This window comes from Anoxybacillus sp. TBDG-1, assembly GCF_054815885.1.
The window spans coordinates 1-18,839 of sequence record NZ_JBTZSY010000042.1 but is presented as its reverse complement, the minus strand read 5'-3'; the positions used below and the strand labels follow the sequence as shown (position 1 = coordinate 18,839).

20 protein-coding genes are annotated in these 18,839 nt (G+C 40.5%); 16 read left to right on the top strand and 4 right to left on the bottom strand.

The annotated features are described in order from the left end of the window. Window positions 1-60 precede the first annotated feature (60 nt). From ACYQY7_RS11480 to ACYQY7_RS11450, 7 genes are all read left to right on the top strand, one after another. On the top strand, window positions 61-831 hold the full coding sequence (locus ACYQY7_RS11480; protein WP_461202174.1) for an ABC transporter ATP-binding protein: 771 nt from the start codon (window positions 61-63) through the stop codon (window positions 829-831). Window positions 832-843: 12 nt separating this feature from the next. Next, window positions 844-2,754, top strand: coding sequence for an AMP-binding protein (locus ACYQY7_RS11475; RefSeq protein WP_461202172.1), 1,911 nt, complete (start codon window positions 844-846; stop codon window positions 2,752-2,754). Continuing rightward, window positions 2,755-3,639 carry a branched-chain amino acid ABC transporter permease gene (locus ACYQY7_RS11470; protein ID WP_003398014.1) on the top strand — a complete coding sequence of 295 codons (885 nt, stop codon included), beginning with the start codon at window positions 2,755-2,757 and terminating at the stop codon, window positions 3,637-3,639. Between the two features lies 1 nt (window position 3,640). Further along, window positions 3,641-4,711 (top strand): branched-chain amino acid ABC transporter permease, encoded by a 1,071-nt coding sequence (locus tag ACYQY7_RS11465; RefSeq protein ID WP_461202170.1) that lies wholly within the window; start codon window positions 3,641-3,643, stop codon window positions 4,709-4,711. Between the two features lie 55 nt (window positions 4,712-4,766). Then, entirely contained in the window at window positions 4,767-5,966 is a 1,200-nt protein-coding gene (locus tag ACYQY7_RS11460; protein WP_461202168.1) for an ABC transporter substrate-binding protein, read from the top strand. A gap of 61 nt (window positions 5,967-6,027) precedes the next feature. Beyond that, complete coding sequence (locus ACYQY7_RS11455; RefSeq protein ID WP_461202166.1) at window positions 6,028-6,816, top strand: ABC transporter ATP-binding protein; 789 nt, start codon at window positions 6,028-6,030, stop codon at window positions 6,814-6,816. Continuing rightward, the gene (locus ACYQY7_RS11450; RefSeq protein WP_461202176.1) at window positions 6,816-7,946 is read left to right on the top strand and encodes a phenylacetate--CoA ligase family protein; all 1,131 of its coding nucleotides are present in this window, start codon (window positions 6,816-6,818) and stop codon (window positions 7,944-7,946) included. The genes ACYQY7_RS11455 and ACYQY7_RS11450 overlap by 1 nt, the downstream gene beginning before the upstream one ends. A 21-nt stretch (window positions 7,947-7,967) precedes the next feature. Here the strand turns inward: ACYQY7_RS11450 and ACYQY7_RS11445 are convergent, their stop codons facing one another. Continuing rightward, window positions 7,968-8,771, bottom strand: coding sequence for an NAD kinase (locus ACYQY7_RS11445; protein WP_032100383.1), 804 nt, complete (start codon window positions 8,769-8,771; stop codon window positions 7,968-7,970). A gap of 126 nt (window positions 8,772-8,897) precedes the next feature. Between ACYQY7_RS11445 and ACYQY7_RS11440 the strand changes: the two genes are divergently transcribed. From ACYQY7_RS11440 to ACYQY7_RS11420, 5 genes are all read left to right on the top strand, one after another. Continuing rightward, complete coding sequence (locus tag ACYQY7_RS11440) at window positions 8,898-9,548, top strand: DUF2953 domain-containing protein (protein ID WP_461202164.1); 651 nt, start codon at window positions 8,898-8,900, stop codon at window positions 9,546-9,548. Next, window positions 9,529-9,957, top strand: coding sequence for a GerW family sporulation protein (ytfJ, locus tag ACYQY7_RS11435; RefSeq protein ID WP_461202162.1), 429 nt, complete (start codon window positions 9,529-9,531; stop codon window positions 9,955-9,957). The genes ACYQY7_RS11440 and ytfJ overlap by 20 nt, the downstream gene beginning before the upstream one ends. Window positions 9,958-10,034: 77 nt before the next feature. Continuing rightward, on the top strand, window positions 10,035-10,541 hold the full coding sequence (gene tpx / locus ACYQY7_RS11430; protein ID WP_461202160.1) for a thiol peroxidase: 507 nt from the start codon (window positions 10,035-10,037) through the stop codon (window positions 10,539-10,541). Between the two features lie 87 nt (window positions 10,542-10,628). Further along, a complete protein-coding gene (locus tag ACYQY7_RS11425; protein WP_461202158.1) occupies window positions 10,629-11,603 on the top strand; it encodes a class I SAM-dependent methyltransferase in 975 nt (324 codons plus the stop codon). A gap of 157 nt (window positions 11,604-11,760) precedes the next feature. Continuing rightward, window positions 11,761-12,954, top strand: a complete 1,194-nt coding sequence (locus tag ACYQY7_RS11420; RefSeq protein ID WP_043965415.1) for an acetate kinase — start codon at window positions 11,761-11,763, stop codon at window positions 12,952-12,954. A gap of 33 nt (window positions 12,955-12,987) precedes the next feature. On the opposite strand, the gene ACYQY7_RS11415 is transcribed toward ACYQY7_RS11420, so the two are convergent. Continuing rightward, complete coding sequence (locus tag ACYQY7_RS11415; RefSeq protein ID WP_021093765.1) at window positions 12,988-13,302, bottom strand: hypothetical protein; 315 nt, start codon at window positions 13,300-13,302, stop codon at window positions 12,988-12,990. 146 nt (window positions 13,303-13,448) lie between these two features. Here ACYQY7_RS11415 and ACYQY7_RS11410 point away from each other — a divergent pair, with 146 nt between their 5' ends. After that, window positions 13,449-14,657: an argininosuccinate synthase gene (locus tag ACYQY7_RS11410; RefSeq protein ID WP_461202156.1), complete on the top strand. Its 1,209-nt coding sequence runs from the start codon at window positions 13,449-13,451 to the stop codon at window positions 14,655-14,657. Further along, complete coding sequence (gene argH, locus ACYQY7_RS11405) at window positions 14,654-16,030, top strand: argininosuccinate lyase (RefSeq protein ID WP_461202154.1); 1,377 nt, start codon at window positions 14,654-14,656, stop codon at window positions 16,028-16,030. Before ACYQY7_RS11410 ends, argH begins: the two co-directional genes overlap by 4 nt. Window positions 16,031-16,042: 12 nt before the next feature. On the opposite strand, the gene ACYQY7_RS11400 is transcribed toward argH, so the two are convergent. Beyond that, a complete protein-coding gene (locus tag ACYQY7_RS11400) occupies window positions 16,043-16,495 on the bottom strand; it encodes a universal stress protein (protein WP_055440092.1) in 453 nt (150 codons plus the stop codon). A 105-nt stretch (window positions 16,496-16,600) separates the two neighbouring features. On the opposite strand from ACYQY7_RS11400, the gene ACYQY7_RS11395 reads away from it, so the two are divergent. Together ACYQY7_RS11395 and ACYQY7_RS11390 are read left to right on the top strand one after the other, a co-directional pair. Further along, window positions 16,601-16,729 (top strand): hypothetical protein, encoded by a 129-nt coding sequence (locus ACYQY7_RS11395; protein WP_461202152.1) that lies wholly within the window; start codon window positions 16,601-16,603, stop codon window positions 16,727-16,729. Between the two features lie 74 nt (window positions 16,730-16,803). Next, entirely contained in the window at window positions 16,804-17,583 is a 780-nt protein-coding gene (locus ACYQY7_RS11390; protein WP_461202151.1) for an SDR family oxidoreductase, read from the top strand. A 17-nt stretch (window positions 17,584-17,600) separates the two neighbouring features. Here the strand turns inward: ACYQY7_RS11390 and ACYQY7_RS11385 are convergent, their stop codons facing one another. Further along, window positions 17,601-18,695 (bottom strand): M24 family metallopeptidase, encoded by a 1,095-nt coding sequence (locus ACYQY7_RS11385; protein WP_461202149.1) that lies wholly within the window; start codon window positions 18,693-18,695, stop codon window positions 17,601-17,603. Window positions 18,696-18,839 lie beyond the last annotated feature (144 nt).

Here is an 18,839-nt window from a genome sequence, read left to right as displayed (position 1 = left end):
ACTTTGTAAAGAATTGTAGATGCTTTATAAAGTTTTGTAAGTTTTCTGTAACGGAAGAAAGTGGGCATATTGAAAGTTCAAGATGTGTCTATCCGTTTCGGTGGTGTGTTAGCGCTTGATTCTGTTTCTTTTGAAGTAACAGAAGGGGAAATTTTTTCCCTAATCGGTCCAAATGGAGCGGGAAAAACGAGTATGTTGAATTGCATTAGCGGTTTGTACAAACCGACAGAAGGAGACATTTTCTTCAAAGGGGAGCGCATTACGCATGTCAAACCACATAAACGCGCTGCTTTAGGTATTGCACGGGCGTTTCAAAACATTGAATTGTTTCCTCACTTATCTGTTTTGGACAATCTTATGCTCGGCAGACACGTGCGCATGAAAACTGGAGTGCTTGCAGGTGGATTGTACTGGGGGAAAGCACAACAGGAAGAAGTAGAGCATCGTTATAAAGTCGAGGAAGTAATCGACTTTTTGGAACTCGAACATGTGCGCAATGTGTCGGTTGGGACGCTATCATACGGTTTGCAAAAACGAGTAGAAGTCGGTCGAGCATTAGCGATGGAGCCAGATTTATTATTGCTTGATGAACCGATGGCTGGTATGAACAACGAAGAAAAAGAAGATATGGCACGGTATATTATTGATATTCACGAAGAAAAGAAGACGACGATTATTTTAATTGAGCATGATATGGGCGTTGTCATGGATTTATCTAATCATATTGCTGTATTAGATTTTGGAAAATTGATCGCGTACGGAACGCCAAAAGAAGTGCAAACAAATCCGCGCGTCATTGAAGCGTATTTAGGAGAAGAACATGCGGTGTAAAGGGGGAGTTTTATGGAACAAATGACGTTTCCACAGCTATTAACCGCTCGTGCGCGACAAAAAACAAATCAAGTCGCTCTGCGCGAAAAAGATTACGGTATTTGGAACGAATATACGTATGGTGATTACTATGCACAAGTGAAATCGTTCGCATTAGGGCTTGCTTCGCTCGGGTTTCAGCGCAGTAATAAACTAGCTATCATTGGTGATAATCGACCAGAGTGGGTATTTAGTCAACTAGCAGCCCAAAGTTTAGGAGGAATTTCCGTTGGTATTTATCAAGAATCGCTACCAAATGAATTAGCATACATTATCGACAATTGTGATGCAACATTTGTTGTTGTTGAAGATCAAGAACAAGTTGATAAGGTGCTAGAAATTGAACAGCAACTTTCAAAGGTACAACGTATTATTTACTACGATCCACGTGGTATGCGAAACTACAAGCACGATAAATTATTGTATTTTCAAGATGTGCAAGCGCTCGGTCAGCAATTTGAACAAATGTATCCGACATATTTTGAAGATGAAGTACGAAAAGGGCGCTATGATGATATTGCTATTTTATCGTACACATCTGGGACGACGGGCAATCCAAAAGGAACAGAACTTTCCTATCGCAATTTATTTGAAATGGCAAAAAACCTCGCAAAAATCGATCCACTTGACGAACAAGACGAATACCTTTCATTTTTACCGCTCGCTTGGATAGGCGAACAAATGATGACTATTTCAATGGCATTCCACTGCAACATGGTCGTGAACTTCCCAGAAGAACCTTCAACGGTGTTTGAAAATTTACGAGAGATTGGACCACACGTCATGTTTTCACCACCGCGCATTTATGAAGACATAGTTTCAAAGTTTCAAGTGCGTATTCAAGATGCAAGTTGGTTCAAGCGAAAAATGTATGAATGGTGTAAGCCGATTGGAGAAAAAGTAGCAGAAGCTCACTTTACGAAAAGCGATGTTTCATTTTGGACGAAATGTTTGTATAAACTTGCGGATTATTTCGTTTTTAGTGCCATTCGAGACCATTTTGGTTTGTTGCGCTTAAAGCGTGCATATACTGGCGGTGCCCCGCTAGGTCCAGATGTGTTTCGCTTCTTCCATAGCATTGGGGTGAATGTAAAAAGCATTTACGGTCAAACAGAAGTATCGGGAATTGCAATTGTTCATCGCGATGGAGATATTAAAGTAGATAGCGTCGGCATGCCAATCCCGGAAACAGAGGTGAAAATTTCTGAGCAAGGTGAAATTTTGTTAAAAAGCCCAAGTGTATGTTGCGGCTATTATAAAAACGAAAAAGCAACAAAAGAAACGATTGAAGATGGTTGGCTGCATACAGGGGATGCTGGTTATTTAGATGAATCAGGTCATTTGTACGTCATCGATCGTCTAAAAGATGTCATTCGTTTACAAACAGGTGAGATGTTTTCTCCGCAATTTATTGAAAATAAACTAAAATTTAGCCCATATATTCAAGAAGCGGTTGCCATTGGGCGTGATCGTCCATACGTCGTTGCCATTATTAACATCGATATGGCAAACGTTGGGCGCTGGGCTGAGAAAAATCAACTCGTTTATACGACTTATTCTGACCTCTCAGCGAAACAAGAAGTCATTCAGCTCATTCAAGAGCAAGTGAACGAGATTAATCAATCGTTGCCAGAAAAAGCGCGCGTGAAAAAGTTTGTGCTGCTTTATAAAGAGCTTGATGCGGATGACGAAGAATTAACAAGAACGAAAAAAGTACGTCGCCAATTTATTGCCAAAAAATACGCATCCCTCATTGAAGGAATGTATTCAGAAACGGATCATATTGCGGTAGAAGGAACAATTAAATATCGTGATGGCAAAGAGCAAGTCATTAAAACGACGTTAAAAGTCGTCTCGATTGATGAAGGGGAGGGAGCAGCATAAATGGCTTTTTTCTTACAAATGCTTGTAACGGGTATCGTCGTTGGGAGCGTATATGCGCTCGTTGCGCTCGGCTTTGTGCTTATTTACAAATCGAGTGATGCTATTAATTTTGCGCAAGGTGAATTTTTACTTATCGGGACGTACGTTTGTTTAACGCTTGTTGCTAGCTATAATGTTCCGTTTATTGCTGCGTTATTGCTCGCTTTAGCGTTTAGTGCGTTGCTTGGTTGGAGCGTAGAAAAAGTTGTGTTACGTCCATTCATTGGAAAACCGGTCATTTCCATGATTATGGCAACGATCGGATTGTCGAGCGTACTTGCTGGGATTGTCCATATTATTTGGGGGCATGAAACACGCGTATATCCACCGGTCTTTTCAGAAAAACCGCTGCAATTTGGAGAGGTGATTATCGCTCCTGTATACGCATGGTCGTTTGTGATTGTGATGATTTGGCTCATTATTTTCACCTTGTTTTTCAAATATTCGCGTTTCGGTATTGCGATGCGAGCGACAGCAGACGATCAACAAGCGGCTTTATCTATGGGGATTAGCGTCAAAACGATTTTTGCGATTGCATGGGCGATTGCAGCGATCGTATCAGCAGTTGGTGGGGTGCTATTAGGAAATATTAACGGAGTCAACTCTTCGCTTTCGCTCATTGGGTTAAAAGTGTTGCCTGTTGCTATTTTAGGTGGGCTTGACAGCATTCCTGGGGCGATTATTGGCGGTATTTTAATCGGTATTATCGAAAGTATGACAGGAGGATATTTAGACCCGCTTGTCGGCGGTGGCTTGAAAGAAGTGATCCCGTTTGTCATCCTTGTCATCATTTTAATGGTTAAACCTTACGGACTATTTGGAAAGAAAGAAATTGAAAGGGTGTGAAATGGTGCGAAATCCGTTTGTGATGCAATGTGGGGAATTTCATGTTGATTATAAGCAGGATATGGCGATTTGGAAAATTGCTCGTGTGCGTTGGCGTATTTTTGCTGTTGTAGCATTATTTGCGCTTTTTCCTATGGTCGCGACAGACTATGTAGTCGGTTTGGCAACATTATGCGGTATTGCAGCTATCGGGGCAATCGGACTGAATATTTTGACAGGATTTACTGGTCAAATTTCAATAGGAGTTGGCGCATTTTTAGGGGTTGGCGGTTATACATCTGCGATCTTAACGACAAAGTTAGGTCTTAGCTTTTGGCTCGCTTTTCCGCTTGCTGGACTCATTACAGCGCTTGTCGGTGCTTTGTTTGGGATTCCGTCGTTGCGCTTAAAAGGGTTATATTTAGCCATTGCAACGTTAGCAGCGCAAGTGATTATTTTGTTTGTCATTTCACGTTGGGATTCGTTAACAGGGGGGACAGCAGGGCTCGTATTAAGCCGTCCTCAAATCGGTTCGTTTACGTTTATGAGTGAAACGAGCTATTACTACTTAATGTTTGCTGTTTTACTCATCACTATTGTTTTTTCACTTAATTTATTTCGTACCCGTGTCGGACGCGCATTCATTGCAGTACGAGACCGCGATATTGCAGCGGAAGTGATGGGCATCGATTTATTTAAATATAAAGTGCTCGCCTTTTTCGTTAGCTCGTTTTTTGTCGGTATTGCTGGCGCGCTTCTTGGACATTACACGATGATTGTAAGTCCTGAATTGTACAGTATCTCTGTTTCAATTGAATACTTGGCGATGATTTTAGTTGGTGGTTTAGGAAGTGTGTTTGGTTCGCTGTATGGCGCTGTATTTATTACACTTATGCCGGTTGTTTTACGAAGCGTTGTTGATTTATTAAGCGGCACGTTTCCTGGTTTAGAAGGTTTACTTGTCGGTATGAGAGAAGTTGTCTTCGGTGTTGTGATCATTTTATTTCTCGTATATGAGCCAGATGGATTAAATAAAATTTGGTTAAACATAAAAAATTATTTCCGTCTCTGGCCATTTTCTTATACGAAGTAATATGAAGCGGAATATCCGCTTTATATATAATAAAAAACATAAGGGGGATGAAAGAATGAAGAAAAAAGGAGCGCTACTTGCTACGTTGCTTCTTGGAGCAAGCATGTTGTTCGGGTGTTCAGGAGGTGACAAAACAGCAACAGAACCAACAAAAGATACAGGGGAAGAGAAAGGAACAATTAAAATTGGTGCATTGTTTGATATTACAGGGGCAACTGGAGATGTTGGTACACCGTATGCAGAAGGAGAAAAAGCGTATATTGAATACATCAACTCAAAAGGTGGAGTAAACGGTTATAAAATTGAGCTTGTCGGTCAAGATTATGCGTACAAAATTCCAGAAGCGCAAAAGTTGTATCAAAAGTACAAGTCAAGCGACAAAGTATCCGCTATTTTAGGATGGGGAACAGCGGATACAGAAGCGTTGCGTCAACAAGTTGCAACGGATAAACTGCCATTTTTCTCAGCTTCTTATTCAGAAAATTTAAAAAATATTAAAGAAAGTCCATACAATTTCTTAACAGCCGCATCGTATTCTGATCAAGCGCGATCGGTGCTTCGTTGGATTAAAGAAAATTATGCAGGTGGCACGCCAAAAGTCGCTCTTATTTATAATGACACGGCATTTGGAAAATCGCCAATTCAAGATGCAAAAGATTTTGCGAAAGAAATTGGCGTAGAGATTGTTGATGAACAAATTGTTGACTTAAAAGCGCTTGATGCGACATCCCAACTATTGAACATGAAGAAAAAAGCACCGGATTATGCGATTATTCAACAAACATGGGGCGCGACAGCAACGATTTTAAAAGATGCGAAAAAATTAGGCATTGACACGCAATTTATTGGTTTAAACTGGACAACGGGTGAAGGATTGCTTCCGATTGCAGGAGATGCGGCAGAAGGGTTTATCGGTGTGGTGACACATGCGTTTCCATATGAAGATTTACCAGGCATGGCTGAAGTGAAAGAGTATTTAGCAAGCAAGGGTGAGAAATTGGAGGATAAAAACCAAAAGTTTATTCAAGGATGGGTGACAGCAAAAATCCTAGTAGAAGGAATCAAGCAAGCAGATGATCCAACGAGTGGTGAAGGTATTCGTCAAGGATTAGAAAAATTAAAAGATCTTGATTTAGGCGGCTTAGCTGCACCAGTTACGTTTACAGCTGACAACCATGCTGGAACAAATCAAATTCGTCTAGCAAAAGTAGAAAACGGACAGTTTAAAGTGTTTACAGACTACTTCGGATATTAAAGTGAATGAAAGGGTGTTTTCAACAGGAAGCACCCTTTCATTTTCAGAAAGGGGGAGACGAATGCTTACGTTAAACAATGTGGAAGTGATGTATAACCGCGTTATTCTCGTGTTAAAAGGTATGTCAATGGTTATTCCAGAAGGGAAAATTGTCGCTTTGCTTGGCAGCAATGGGGCAGGAAAAACGACAACGTTAAAAGCCATTTCAGGATTGTTAAAAAGCGAAGATGGGGAAGTGACCGATGGGTACATTGAGCTGTATGGGGAACGAATCGAGGGAAAAGATGCAGAAGAAATTGTGAAAAAAGGTATTTTTCAATGTATGGAAGGAAGGCGAGTGTTTGAACATTTGACGGTAGAAGAAAATTTAATTGTCGGTGCCCATACGCGAAAAGATCGTCACAACATAAAAGCAGATTTACAAAAAGTGTATCATTACTTTCCGAAACTTCATATGTTGCGCCATCAGCAAGCTGGATACTTATCGGGCGGAGAACAACAAATGTTAGCGATCGGTCGCGGGATGATGGCAAAGCCGAAAATTTTATTGCTTGATGAGCCATCGCTCGGGATCGCACCGTTACTTGTAAAAGAAATTTTTTCAATCATTAAAAAGATTAACAAAGAAGAAGGAACGACCATTCTCGTCGTTGAACAAAATGCGAATATCGCCTTGTCGATTGCCCATTATGGATACATTATGGAAAATGGTCGCATTGTAATGGATGGTCCGGTTGAGAGACTACTGGAAAATGAAGATGTAAAAGAATTTTACCTTGGCATGAGCGAGAAAGGGCGTAAAAATTATCGCGAAGTAAAGTCGTATAAACGGAGAAAGCGGTGGTTGTAATGGAAGGGTGGAAATCGTTCTTGATTGACGCATACGAACAGTCGCCAGCATTACGCGAGCGGTTAGACGCTGAAAATATCAATCCGTATGAATTGACAACGGTTGAACAGCTTAGTCGTATCCCTGTATTGAAAAAAGAACAACTACCTTTTTTGCAAAAACATGAGTTGCCCTTTGGAAAGATGATTACAAAAAAAACAAATGAACTTGCGCGCATATTTATGTCCCCTGGTCCGATTTATGACCCACAAGGAGACGACCAAGATGAATGGGGATTTTCAGAAGCGCTTCAAGCGGCAGGTTTTGCGAAAGATGATATCGTTCAAAACACGTTTTCTTATCATTTATCACCAGCAGGGTTTATGTTTGATAGCGCCCTTCGCCAGATCGGAGCAACAGTCGTTCCAGCCGGTCCGGGCAATCGCGAATTGCAAGTGCAACTGATGAATGATTTACAAGTTACAGGGTATGTTGGTACGCCAAGTTTTCTACATTTATTGTTGCAGTATGCGGATGAAAAAAGGATACATGTAGCGGTGAAGAAGGCGTTTTTTACCGCAGAAAAACTAACAGAAAGTATGCGTGAACAGTTTGAACAAAGGGGCATTCGTGTTTTTGAAGGATACGGAACAGCTGATTGTGGTTGCATCGCGTTTGAGGATCGACAAGGTCCAGGCTTAAAAATTAGTTCACGTGCGATCGTTCAACTATGCGATCCGATAACGGGAGAGCCGCTTGATGAAGAAGGGGAAATCGTTGTTACGATATTTGATCGCACGTATCCGCTTGTTCGGTTTGGCACAGGGGATGTTTCACGTTGGGTAGAAGGTTATAAAGGTGAGCGTATCATCGGTGTGCTTGGACGTGTCGGTACGAGTGTAAAAGTGAAAGGGATGTTTATTCATGAACAACAGTTAAAGCAAGTGATGACCGAAGTGGATTGCCCAATATTTCAAGCGGTGGTGACAAAGGAAAATGATCGTGACCAATTAACGATTTACATCGAAAAAGAGCTTGATGAAGATGCGAAACAAAAAATAAAAAACGTTATTCGCGTGACGCCAATATTCGTTCGTGTTAATCATGTACATGGGGCGGATCGCTGCCTCGTTGATCAAAGAAAATCGTAAAAAGAGGCGTTATGCCTCTTTTTACAAAAATGTTCGTTTTACTTTTTCCCAAAATGAATTATCTTTTAGTTTGACTGTTTTAATGACTTTTCCACTTAATGAAATATCAATTTTTTCGACGTGTTGAATGCTTAATGCTTCATTATCCATACCGATAATCGGATAATCGTTTCCGTCTTGTACTACTTTCAATGTAAGTTTGCGATTTCCGCTTAAAATAAATGATGAGCCGAGGGTACGATAACGATTATTGTTTAATGACGCTAATTCGCTTACTTGAAAGCAAGGGAGCATCGGATCAACGACTGCGCCATTGACTGATTTATTGTAAGCGGTACTTCCTGTAGGTGTAGCAATGATCATTCCATCACCACGGAATGTTTCGAAATGTAAGTTGTCAATAAACACGTCCATGACAAACGTTTTAATAACACTTGAACGAATCGAACATTCATTCAAACAATAAAATGATGTCGAGTCATTGACTGTGACATAAATCGTTGGATATTTCCGCACTTCAATTTGTTCCGTTGTCATCGCTTCAATCATTTTTTTCGTATCATGAATATGGAAATCACAATACATACTTAATGAACCTGACGTTGAAATACCCGCATATAAGCAATCGTCACGAAAGCCTGTTTTTCTGACGGCTTGTAAAAATGTCCCGTCTCCACCGACGCTTACAATAATGTTTGCTTGTTTCGCATCGTCCACAACTTCAAACTTATACTGTTTAGCCAGTTCAATGAGCGGTTGAACTTGTTTTTTCGTTTCGTCATCATGTTTATGAAAGAAGTACATACGATTGCGTCGTTCAGTCATCGATTTTCCCTCCGTTAAAATGTCCTCACGTTTATTTTATCATTTATTTTCCATTCATAGATAATTTATTCGTTTAATTTCACTCATTTTTGTCGAAAATGTCATCGGGAGGGAAGTGAACAACCGATGATTTTCGTTATTGTCATCATCCTTATAGCCTTTTTAGCGCTTATTCCTTTTTTATATGTGCACATTACGATTCAATTTCGACATGCACAAGATAATGATCAATTAACGGTAGACATTCGCCTTCTTCGGTTTCTTCGTTATCGTTTTACTGTTCCGCTTATTGAAATATCGAAAAAAGAAGCTGGAGTAGTGACAGAGCAAAAAACGAATACAGGAAAAGATGAAAAAACGACGTTTACTGTTAGTGATGCTCGCAAACGTTTTTCGCAAGTACAACATTTGTTAAATAAAATTGTTCATTTACATACAATCGTAAAAAAATTTTTACAAAAAGTTTCGATATTACAGTTTCAATGGCATACACAAATTGGGGTGGGGGACGCTGCAAAAACAGCAATGCTTGTGGGAGTTGGTTGGTCGTTGAAATATTATATAGTCGCAATGATAAGCAAATATATGAATGTTTGTAGCGCTCCGTCCATTTCTATCGTTCCTTTTTTTCAAGGAGCAGTATCATGTATGTCGTTTACATGTATGATTCGATTTCGAATCGGTTATGCTATATTAGCAGGACTGAAGGTCGTAAAACATTGGAAAAAAGGTGCAAAAGTTTCTAGGAGGAATGAAAATGAGTGGACATCCAATTGAAGGATTAATGACGACAGCGATGGAAAACTTAAAGCAAATGATCGATGTCAATACGATTATTGGTGATCCTGTGGAGACGCCAGATGGAAGCGTCATTTTAACTGTATCAAAAGTCGGTTTCGGTTTTGCAGCAGGCGGTAGTGAGTTTATGTTGAATGATGGAAATGAACAACAAAAAGAAGCTCATCCGTTTGGTGGCGGAAGCGGTGGCGGTGTATCGATTACACCGATTGCTTTTTTAATTGTGAATAGTTCAGGTGTGAAACTGTTGCATGTTGATGAAAGTACGCATTTATATGAGAAAATTTTAGACTTAGCTCCGCAAGCGATTGAAAAAATTCAGCAAATGTTCGAGAAAAAAGAAAAACCGAAGCAACAACATAACGAAGCACCCGATTTTGATATTTAGTCTCAATCGAAATAATTGAATTTTTCATCTAATTACGTTATGATGAGCCTGTATCTTATATAAAGAGGAGGCTTACTATGGCGAGTGTTACATTTAAAGGAAATCCTGTCACATTAATCGGTCAAGAAGTGAAAGTCGGTGATGCGGCCCCGAATTTCACCGTGCTTGCAAACGATTTATCGCCAGTGACATTAGATGATACAAAAGGATTTGTTCGTTTAATTAGCGTTGTACCGTCGATCGACACGGGGGTTTGTGATGCCCAAACACGTCGCTTTAATGAAGAAGCAGGAAGCATTGAAGGCGTAAAAGTATTAACGATTAGTGTCGATTTGCCATTTGCTCAAAAACGTTGGTGCGCTACAAATGGATTAGAAAACGTTGTCACGTTATCCGATCATCGCGACGTATCGTTTGGTCAAGCCTACGGTGTGCTTATGCAAGAGTTGCGTTTACTTGCCCGTGCTGTATTTGTTGTTGATCGCAATGATCGTGTGACATATGTTGAGTATGTATCTGAAGCGACAAACCATCCAAACTATGAAGCGGCGATCGAAGCGGCAAAACAAGCGGCTCAACAATAATTATGAGAGGCTATCTCAAAAAAAGGGATAGCCTTTTTCGTTTACATTCTCTAAAATAAAATGTCGGACAGAAAGGAGTGAAGCGTATTGGAAAAGCTATTTACAGTCATTGACGAAACGGCAACGTGGCTGCAAGAAGAATTAAAATGTTCTTATTTAGAAGCTGTCACTGAAACGGGTGAAAACATATTTCATGAAGAAATCTTGCAAGAAGAAGTAAGTGAGTTGTTAAAAGAACGGCTGAAAAAAGCGTACCAATCTATCAGTTTACACGATTGGAAAAATGAACATATTCGTAAAGCGTTGCAATTAGCGATGTTAAAAGGAATGAAGGAATACGTACAGCCTCACCACCAAATGACACCAGATGCCGTATCTGTATTTATCGGTTATTTAGTTGATGAATTTACAAAAACGTATTTTTCGCTATCGCTTCTCGATCCTGCTATTGGCACAGGGAATTTAATGACAGCTGTATTAAATCAACTGACGAATAAAAAAGTAAGAAGTTACGGAGCGGATATAGACGATTTATTATTGAAGCTCGCTTATGTGAATGCAAATTTACAACAACATGAAATTCAACTATTTCATCAAGATAGTTTAAAACCGTTGTTTATTGAGCCGGTTGACATAGTTGTGTGCGATTTGCCGATCGGATATTATCCAGATGACGAAAACGCCAAGTCGTTTCGCTTACATGTAAAAAGTGGTCATTCATATGCTCATTATTTATTTATTGAACAAAGTATTCGTTATACGAAAGAAGGCGGGTATTTATTTTTCTTAATTCCAAATACCCTGTTTACATCAGACGAATCAAAACAATTGCATGCGCTCATCAAAGAAGAGACGTTTATCCAAGGGTTGTTGCAGCTTCCGCTTTCGATGTTTAAAAATAAAGCGGCAGCGAAAAGTATTTTTATTTTGCAAAAGAAAGGAGAGCGCGCAAAAGCTCCAAAACAAGCGTTGCTTGCTCAGCTTCCTAGCTTTTCAAATAAGCAAGCGATGCAAGCGATGGTGTTAAAGCTCGAACAATGGCTAAAAGAAAATCGTTCATAACCTTCTGAATATAACAAATATGTGAAGAAAACGTTTTCGTCAAGTTTGTGTACTTGAAAAGAGCGACGAACGACCCGTAAAATGAGAAGCGTACCGATGAAATTCGCATATTTGCATACAATAACTGTGAACGATGTTAAAGGAGCTGTTTAGTCAAATGCCAAAAGTCATAGCGATTAATGCGGGAAGTTCTTCGTTAAAGTTTCAATTGTTCAATATGCCGAGTGAAGAAGTATTAACAAAAGGTGTGGTTGAGCGAATCGGTTTTGAAGATGCGATTTTTAATATTACAGTAAATGGTGAAAAAATAAAAGAAGTAACATCCATTCCAGATCATGCGGTTGCTGTAAAAATGTTGCTTGATAAATTAATTGAGCTTGGCATCATTCAATCGTTTGATGAAATTGAAGGAATTGGCCATCGCGTTGTGCATGGTGGCGAAAAATTTAGCGACTCGGTTTTAATTACAGATGAAACGTTAAAAGAAATTGAAGATTTATCTGACTTAGCGCCATTACACAACCCAGCGAACGTTGTTGGTATTAAAGCGTTCCGTGAAGTGTTGCCGAACGTACCAGCTGTGGCTGTATTCGATACCGCATTCCATCAGACGATGCCAGAGCAGTCGTTTTTATATAGCCTGCCGTATGAGTATTATGAAAAGTTTGGCATTCGTAAATACGGATTCCACGGCACATCGCATAAATATGTGACACAACGAGCAGCTGAACTATTAGGGCGACCAATTGAGCAACTTCGCCTAATTTCTTGTCACTTAGGAAATGGAGCGAGCATTGCAGCAGTAGAAGGTGGAAAATCGATTGATACGTCGATGGGCTTTACGCCGCTTGCTGGTGTAGCAATGGGGACGCGTTCCGGCAATATCGACCCAGCGTTAATCCCATACATTATGCAAAAGACAGGGAAAACAGCCGAGGAAGTCATTGATATTTTAAATAAAAAGAGTGGTATGCTTGGCTTAACTGGTTTTTCAAGCGATTTACGCGATATTGAGGAAGCGGCTGCTAAAGGCGATCAACGCGCAGAATTAGCGCTTGAAGTGTTTGCAGGGCGCATTCATAAATATATCGGTTCATACGCAGCGCGCATGTGCGGTGTAGATGCGATTATTTTCACAGCGGGTATTGGAGAAAACAGCGATGTTGTGCGCGCAAAAGTATTGCGTGGTCTTGAATTTATGGGCGTTTACTGGGATCCAGCATTAAATAAAGTGCGCGGGAAAGAAGCGTTCATTAGCTATCCACACTCGCCTGTAAAAGTATTAGTCATCCCGACGAATGAAGAGGTTATGATCGCTCGTGACGTCATGCGATTAGCGAACATAGCATAAAAAGGTGTCCGTATGGGCACCTTTTTTACATTTTCATTGATGTATGCGATTTGTGACCGTTTGGTTCATTCGATACCAAATCCATAAATCGTTAATGATTGAAGCGAGAGATGCAATTTCAAAGTTGAGCATGCATGAGCGGGCGAAATCGTTTTCTTCCCCAAGCTGCCTTTGCTTTTCATTAATTTGCTGTTCTAATTCAATAATTCGATCAGGAATTTTCCCGCGAATCGTCTCCCACTCTAATAAAATTTCTGCTTGTTCTTCTTTTGTGTACATATCCCATGCTTTCTCTAAATGTGGCAAGCGAATACCAAGGCGTTCATCATATACAAAGTGTGCGCTCATTTCGTTCTCCCATCCTTTTCATTTATCAATTTTTATTTTAATCAAAATAGTTATTGAAAAAAAGAAAAATAGCTGTTACATTATTAATATGCAAAATGAATAAATATTAAATAATAAGTATTTTTATTCTTTAGGGAGGAACGATCATGGCAAAACCAAAAGTAGTGCTCGCTTATTCTGGGGGTTTAGATACATCGGTAGCGATTAAATGGCTACAAGAACAAGGATATGATGTTGTAGCTTGTTGTTTAGATGTCGGAGAAGGAAAAGATTTAGAATTTGTGAAAGAAAAAGCGTTAAAAGTCGGCGCTGTACAATCATATATGATTGATGCAAAAGAAGAGTTTGCGAATGAATATGCGCTTGTTGCTTTGCAAGCACACGCGCTGTATGAAGGAAAATATCCGCTCATCTCTGCGTTGTCCCGTCCGTTAATTTCAAAAAAACTTGTTGAAATTGCTGAATTAGAAGGAGCGGTTGCTGTGGCGCACGGTTGCACAGGAAAAGGGAATGACCAAGTGCGCTTTGAAGTGTCCATTCAAGCATTGAATCCCAATTTAAAAGTGATTGCACCTGTTCGCGAATGGAAATGGTCGCGCGAAGAAGAAATTGAATATGCGAAACAACATAACATTCCAATTCCAATCGATTTAGATAGCCCATTTTCCATTGATCAAAACTTATGGGGAAGAAGCAACGAGTGCGGCATTTTAGAAGACCCATGGGCAGCGCCGCCAGAAGAAGCATACGAGTTAACAGTTGCACTTGAACATACACCAAATGAGCCAGATATCATTGAAATCGGCTTTGAGCAAGGGATACCGAAAACAATTAACGGAAAAGCGTATTCGCTTGCAGAGCTTATTCTTGAACTGAATGCACTAGCTGGCAAACACGGCGTTGGTCGCATTGACCATGTTGAAAACCGACTCGTTGGGATTAAATCGCGTGAAGTATACGAATGTCCAGGAGCAATGACGCTTATTAAAGCACATAAAGAATTAGAAGACTTAACGCTCGTCAAAGAAGTCGCGCATTTTAAGCCGATCATTGAGCAAAAAATTGCAGAAGTCATTTATAACGGTCTTTGGTTTTCCCCGTTAAAAGATGCGCTTGTTGCATTTTTGAAAGAAACACAAAAAAATGTCACTGGTGTTGTGCGAGTGAAATTGTTTAAAGGGCATGCAATTGTAGAAGGTCGAAAATCTCCGTTTTCGTTATATGATGAAAAGTTAGCGACATACACAGCAGAAGATGAATTCGATCATCAAGCGGCTGTCGGGTTTATTTCTTTGTTTGGCTTGCCGACAAAAGTGTATAGTATCGTCAACGGAGAAAAGAAGGTGACTGTGTGAAAAAGTTATGGGGAGGACGGTTTACAAAAACAGCAGCACAATGGGTCGATGACTTTGGCGCATCGATCCATTTTGACCAACAGCTCGTTGAAGAAGATATCGAAGGAAGTATTGCGCATGTGACGATGCTCGGTGAATGTGGCATTTTGCCAAAAGAAGATGTCGAAACGATTAAAAAAGGGTTAACGAAGTTATTAGAAAAAGCAAAAAACGAAGAGCTTTCCTTTTCGGTTGCCTATGAAGATATTCATTTAAACATTGAAAAAATGTTGATTGATGAAATCGGCTCTGTTGGAGGGAAGCTTCATACGGGAAGAAGTCGAAACGATCAAGTCGCGACAGATATGCATTTGTACTTGCGAAAACGGGTCGCTGAGATCATCGAGCTCATTCGTCAATTGCAACGTGTGCTTGTGGAAAAAGCAGAACAACATATTGAAACGCTTATTCCTGGTTATACGCACTTACAACGAGCACAGCCAATTTCATTTGCTCATCATTTGATGGCGTATGTATGGATGTTTGAACGGGATCGAGAGCGGTTTACCGAATCGTTAAAGCGAATTAACAAATCGCCACTTGGTGCAGGGGCGCTGGCAGGGACGACGTTTCCGATCGATCGACATTTGACCGCCAAAATTCTCGGTTTTGATAGCATATATGAAAATAGTTTAGATGCGGTGAGCGATCGTGACTTTATTATCGAATTTTTAAGCCATAGTTCCCTTTTGATGATGCATTTATCCCGCTTTTGTGAAGAGCTTATTCTTTGGTCGAGTCAAGAGTTTCAGTTTATTGAAATAGATGACACGTTTGCGACAGGAAGCAGCATTATGCCGCAAAAGAAAAATCCAGATATGGCTGAGCTCATTCGTGGAAAAACAGGACGGGTGTACGGGCATTTAATGGCGTTACTGACCGTTATGAAAGGGTTGCCGCTCGCTTATAATAAAGATATGCAAGAAGATAAAGAAGGTATGTTTGACACGGTTCAAACGGTCATCGGTAGCTTAAAAATTTTCACCGGCATGATTGAAACGATGACGGTTCGTACTGATGTAATGGAAAAAGCAACGAAACAAGATTTTTCAAATGCAACAGAACTAGCAGATTATTTAGCGAAAAAAGGTGTCCCGTTTCGCAAGGCGCATGAAATCGTCGGGAAACTCGTGCTTACATGCATTGAACGAGGTGTTTTTTTAGTAGATTTGCCGCTCGATGTATATCAACAAGCCTCGCCTTTATTTGAAGAAGATATTTATGATGCGCTCGATCCATATACAGCAGTAAATCGTCGTACGAGTGCGGGGGGGACAGGATTTACTGAAGTAAAAATAGCAATTGAGAAAGCTAAGCAAATGATAGAGGCATAAAAGCGCTCGCTTTTATGCCTCTGTTTGTTCAGGTGTGCGTACGACGAGCACATCGCATTTTGCATATCGTGTAATATGTTCGGAAACGCTTCCGATGAAAAAGCGTTCGACTGCACTCATTCCTGTTGCGCCACAAACAATTAAATCCACTTCATATTTTGGAGCGACTTCTTTTGAAATTTTTACTTTTGGGGAACCGTACTCAATATCTGTGACGACTTCTTTCACTCCTGCCTCGACAGCTTGTTTTTCATACGATTGCAACAATTCTTTTGCGAATTTTTCTGCCCGCTCTGCCACCGTTCGATCGTATGCTTCAATGGTCGCAAATGAACGAACGTCAATGATGTGTGAAAGAACGAGTGAAGCGTCGTTGCGTTTAGCAATTTCAATTGCTTTTTTAAACGCCCATTCTGCTTCTTTTGAGCCATCGACTGCTACTAAAATTTTTTTATACTTGTACATAAACACTCCCCCAATAAAAAATTTTCCTTCCTATTCAAGTATATCATTTTTTGTAAAACAAACACTACGTATTGTCGAAAAATTTATGACGAAAGGGGTAAAACAATGCGTGAAAAGGATCAAAAAGAACAACTGTATTACGATGAAAACGGCGTTTCAGAAGTAACTGAGCAAATTACAGATGCGTACATTAGCGGCGTTATTGAACAGGAAGATGAACAAAAGAGGCGATAACGCCTCTTTTGTTTCTAGCGAGCATAACAAGTGTTTTCCTCCGCCTATTTGTAGTACGATAAACATAGCAAAGCATGGATGGAGGGATGAGTGTGAGACATGCTATTGTAACAGCAGGAACGAAAGGACTTGGCAAAAAAGTAACGGAACGCTTTTTAGACAAAGGCTACGCTGTCACTGTCAATTACCGAAGCGACGTACAAGCGGTTGAAGCGTTGAAAGAAATGTATCGTGATTGTCATGACCGTCTTCATTTTGTACAAGGGGATGTGACGAACAAAGAAGATTTAATTCGCCTCGTGGATGAAGCGTTGGCGAAATTCGGGCGAATCGACTATTTGATTCATAATGCAGGTCCTTACATATTCGAGCGAAAAAAACTGGCGGATTATACTGACGACGAATGGTACGAAATGATTGAAGGGAACTTAAGCGCCATGTTTCATCTGTTTAAACGAGTTGTCCCGATTATGCGCAACCAACGTTTCGGCCGCATTGTGACATATGGTTTTCAAGGAGCAGATCACGCACCAGGATGGATGTATCGTTCAGCATTTAGCGCGGCAAAAGTGGGGCTCGTTTCGCTTACAAAAACGATTGCGCTTGAAGAAGCGGAGTACGGTATTACAGCAAATATGGTTTGTCCGGGAAATATTATTGGAGAAATGAAAGAAGCGACGATTGCATATGCCCGCCACATAAAAGACGATATGACACCGATTGGTCGTTCAGGGACAGGAGAAGATATTGCCCGCGTCGTTGAATTTTTATGTGATGATCACTCCGATATGATTACGGGGACAGTCGTTGAAGTAACCGGCGGTCTTGATGTTATTCATCGGTATCGAAAATAGGCTGCCATCGCGACAGCCTATATGATTTGTAGTTCTTTTGGGTATGTTGTTAAAAGAAGCGGTCCTTTTTCAGTCATATACACGTCGTCTTCAATGCGTACGCCACCGACCGATGGGACGTAAATACCAGGCTCAATTGTAAATACCATTCCTGCTTGAAGAGGCATTGTGTTTGCTGCGTTCATTGACGGATATTCATGAACATCAATGCCGAGACCATGACCGATTCGATGCGGAAAATATGCTCCGTATCCTTTTTGTTCGATGAGCGAACGAGCGGTTTTGTCAATGCTTCCAATCGGTGCGCCAATTTGACACGCATGAATCGCCGCTTGCTGCGCGTGTAAGACGGTGTTGTATATGCGTTTTTGTTTTTCTGTTGGTTGCCCGAATACGACTGTGCGCGTAATATCGGAACAATATCCATCAAGTACGACACCGAGGTCAAATAACACAAAATCGCCTGCTTGAATGCGATTCATTCCAGGGACACCATGGGGATGTGCGCTATTTGTTCCGGTAAGAACCATCGTATCAAACGCCATCGTGCGTACCCCTTGTTTTTTTAGTTCATATTCAATAGTGGCGATAATTTCTAATTCTGTTTTCCCTTCTTTCAGCGAACGTACACCGACATCGACACCGAAATCCGCTAATTCGGCTGCTTGACGAAGCGTTTGGAGCTCTTTTTCATCTTTTGTCATACGTAGTTCATGGAGCGTATCAGTTAAGTCGAAAAACGATGCATGTGAAAAGTATGATTGTAGCTGCTCGAGACGACTTACCGTCATATGAGATGCTTCAATACCAATTCGTTCTGTTTGCACGTTTCGTCTGTTTAGTTCATCGCGCAACATATGCCACGGATCATGCACATCATCATAGCTGACGATGGAATATGGCCAGCCTCCTTGTTTCGCTTGGTTGGCATCCATTTCTGGGCAAATAAGAAACGGTTCTTCATTAGGAAATACAACAATGGCTAGTAGCCGTTCATGCGGGTTGCTGTAAAAGCTGCTAAAATAAAAAACGTTTGCTGTTGATGTAATGAACGCCCATGATGCGTTTGTTTCTTTCAGTTTTTTTTGGAGTTTACTTATTCGTTCCATCATATTCACATCCTTTCTTTTTCAGCTTATCATGAACGAAAAAAGAAGGAAATCGTGCAAAAATGAAGAAACAAAATCATGTGAAAAACGGAGAAAGTCCTGCGGTAATATGTCAAGGTGAAACATCATCGAAATTGGAAATTTGAT